This is a genomic window from Limnoraphis robusta BA-68 BA1 (genome assembly GCF_034932365.1).
GTDB classification, from domain to species: Bacteria; Cyanobacteriota; Cyanobacteriia; order Cyanobacteriales; family Microcoleaceae; genus Capilliphycus; species Capilliphycus robustus.
Genome location: NZ_JAYGHR010000127.1, coordinates 1 through 3,140, shown reverse-complemented (window position 1 = coordinate 3,140; position 3,140 = coordinate 1). Strand labels below are relative to the sequence as shown.

The 3,140-nt window shown below is 44.9% G+C and carries 3 protein-coding genes; 2 read left to right on the top strand and 1 reads right to left on the bottom strand.

What is annotated here, in order from left to right; translation table 11 throughout:
* The first annotated feature begins 209 nt into the window (after nucleotides 1-209).
* Nucleotides 210-581: a hypothetical protein gene (locus VB836_RS30265; protein WP_323225259.1), complete on the top strand. Its 372-nt coding sequence runs from the start codon at nucleotides 210-212 to the stop codon at nucleotides 579-581.
* 47 nt (nucleotides 582-628) lie between these two features.
* On the top strand, nucleotides 629-1,627 hold the full coding sequence (gene galE / locus VB836_RS30260; protein ID WP_323225258.1) for a UDP-glucose 4-epimerase GalE: 999 nt from the start codon (nucleotides 629-631) through the stop codon (nucleotides 1,625-1,627).
* Nucleotides 1,628-1,681: 54 nt separating this feature from the next.
* Here the strand turns inward: galE and VB836_RS30255 are convergent, their stop codons facing one another.
* Nucleotides 1,682-2,908: a lipid-A-disaccharide synthase-related protein gene (locus VB836_RS30255; protein ID WP_323225256.1), complete on the bottom strand. Its 1,227-nt coding sequence runs from the start codon at nucleotides 2,906-2,908 to the stop codon at nucleotides 1,682-1,684.
* Nucleotides 2,909-3,140 lie beyond the last annotated feature (232 nt).

Sequence of the window (3,140 nt, the reverse complement as noted above, 5' to 3'; positions counted from 1 at the left end):
ACGATTTGTATCAGTTTTTTCCGAAGAAAAAGAGACTAAAGCAAGGAGTAAACGACAAAAATACTTGTTTACTTCGCTATTCAAGTCACCTAGTTGTAAACCTACATAAAGGACTGGCATTCCTCTCCCGTTAAATCGAAGATTATAACGGGAGTCTCCTGCCAGAGAAAAGATGAATTATCCATCGGTGAACGCTTAAGGAGAACGCTGTGAACCAGGGACGGCCTAGAATCCTAAAATTAAATTTTTCTAAGATAAGCAACTGGCTGATTATCCTGGCAGTGATTTGGTTGCTGACATCGATCGGTTTGGGGTGGTCTATTCTTATCCTCGTGGGGATTGTAATCCTGATACCTGTACTCTTGTTTGTTGGGGTGCAGTGGTGGTTAAGCCGAAATCTCATACAAGATGAATGCCCAATCTGTGCTTATGAATTTACTGCACTCAATCAAACCCAGTGCCAGTGTCCGAATTGTGGTGAGCCACTTCAAGTTGAACAGGGTCATTTTAATCGCTTAACTCCACCCGGAACCATTGATGTTCAAGCGGTGGATGTTTCGGCTCAGATATTGGACGATTGATAAAAAATTAAAATTCAGTTCGGCTCAAATAGGAGTTAGGATTTAACGTGTCTCAAGTCAAGCCAACAGTTCTGGTAACGGGCGGAGCCGGATATATCGGTTCTCATGCGGTTAAAGCTCTGCAACGTTCGGGTTATGAAGTTGTTATTCTTGATAACCTCGTTTACGGTCATCGCGATATCGTTGAACAAGTTCTCAAAGCAGAATTAGTGATTGGGGATACTAATGATCGCCAACTGCTGGATAATCTGTTTTCCCTGCGCCGTATTGATGCGGTGATGCACTTCGCGGCTTATACTTATGTCGGTGAGTCTGTATCGGCACCTGATAAATATTACCGTAATAATGTCATCGGTACGCTGACGCTCTTAGAAGCGATGAAAGACGCCTCGATTAATAAATTTGTGTTTTCGTCTACTTGTGCGACCTACGGCGTTCCTCAACAGGTTCCGATTCCTGAAGATCATCCCCAAAATCCCATTAATCCTTATGGGATGACTAAGTTAATGGTCGAACATATTTTATCGGATTTTGATCAGGCTTATGATTTTAAATCCGTTTGGTTCCGCTATTTTAACGCGGCAGGCGCCGATCCAGAGGGTTCACTCGGAGAAGATCACAACCCCGAAACTCATTTGATTCCTCTAACTTTACTCACCGCTTTGGGTAAACGAGAGTCTATTTCTATTTTTGGGACAGATTATCCGACGCTTGATGGAACTTGTGTTAGAGATTATATCCATGTTACCGATTTAGCGACGGCTCATGTTTTAGGGCTAGAATATCTGTTGAACGGGGGTAAAACAGATGTCTTTAACCTGGGGAATGGGAATGGATTCTCTGTGAAAGAAGTAATCGAAACCGCTCGAAAAATCACCGGAAAAGAAATTAAAGCCGTTGAATGCGATCGCCGTCCGGGTGATCCGCCTGCTTTAGTAGGAACTGCGGAAAAAGCCCGTCAGATTTTAGGTTGGAATCCTCAATATTCTGACTTGAATGCAATTATTTCTCACGCTTGGAATTGGCATCAAAAGCGACACAGTTAATTTACAGTGAACAGTGATCAGTGGTTTTCACGGTTCACTGTTGTAAACCGGTCCCTACATCAGTTGATCGATTAAACATTGGGCAATTCGGTGAGAGGCACCGGGTTGTCCCATTCGTTTTTGACCATTTTCTGCAATGAATTTTAAGCGATTTTGATCTGCTAAAAGCGATCGCACAACATCAGGAATATCCCCAGGAGATTCAACTAAAATTAACGAAGGCCCTAACAAACGACTTTGGGCTTCTACAAATCTCGGGGTGAATTGTGGGCCTTTACCGGGAATGGCGATCGCAGGTTTTCCTAAGCCCACAAACTGTTCCGTTGCGGTTCCCGCCATCGCGATCGCCATATCTCCTTGATGCAAACAATCATTAAAGCGCGGCGTTAAAATGATTGTGGCATTTTTCCAACTGTATTGAACCTCTAAAGCTTCCTCTACAGGTGTTTTTTGCCACCCTAAACGGCTCAAATACTCATCGAAGGGGTAGAACTCTAACGAGGGAGCGATCGCGGCTAAAAAGACCCATTTTTGCTGAGGAGAAAACCCTTGAACTAAGTCAGTCACCGCTTGAATGATCCGTTGCCAATTTTCAGAGGCTTCTGGGAAGCGAGAACCCGGTAAAAGTGTGATGGTCAGCGTTTCGTTGCAGTTAGAAATGGGAGTAATTTGAGGTTGCAAATCATCCATCATCGGGTTTCCCAGATCAAAGGCAGGAATTGACCATTTTAAGAGGGTTTCAGTCGTTAAACGATCTCTCGGAAAAACCGCTTTGCAGCGAGAATGACTCATTAACCCCCGTTCCCAAGGAAGATAAACCGAACCTGACCAGCCTTCCCAACGCTGCATCCAAGACTGACGTGAGACAGGCCCTAGTTCATCCCGCAAGTAATACTCTGACTTTGCGGTTCCCACAAAAGCGTAGCTTGCGCCACTGAGCCATGCAAACAGTAGCGGTACAATATCCCCAACGGCGAGGATGGATGCCCCCTGTTTCGCCCAACTGCGAACAATTTGAAATTGAATGCGAGTAAGCTGCAATAAACCACCCTGGACATCTCGCAACAATTGTTTGCCATCCATGTAGATAAAGCCACCTGAAGGCATGGGCTGAACCGGACCTGCGATCGGCACATTTTCGAGTTGATGGTAGGCTTTTCCCTCTCCAACTAAAGGCAAAGCGGCTAACTGGGGAGGGTTTGGAAGACGTTGTAATTGCTGCAAAATGCGAACTGCGATCGCATCTTCCCCGTGACCATTACTGAGACACAATAATTTCACGTATCTAAGACAGATTGACGTTCTTTCTGTCAGATTAGCAGTACAGAAGACAGAAGTGAAGCTCTATCGCTCAGACTGTTTAGACTGAGTTAACAATTAGGGGTTGTGAACTACCGACACTAAATCGAAGCGATTATAGTGTCGGCTTCTAATATCGCGGGGGAATGCCTTAGAACGGACTTGCGTCCCAACTTTGGTCTTACTCCCCCTCCATTAGCAGAAACGGCTGTTC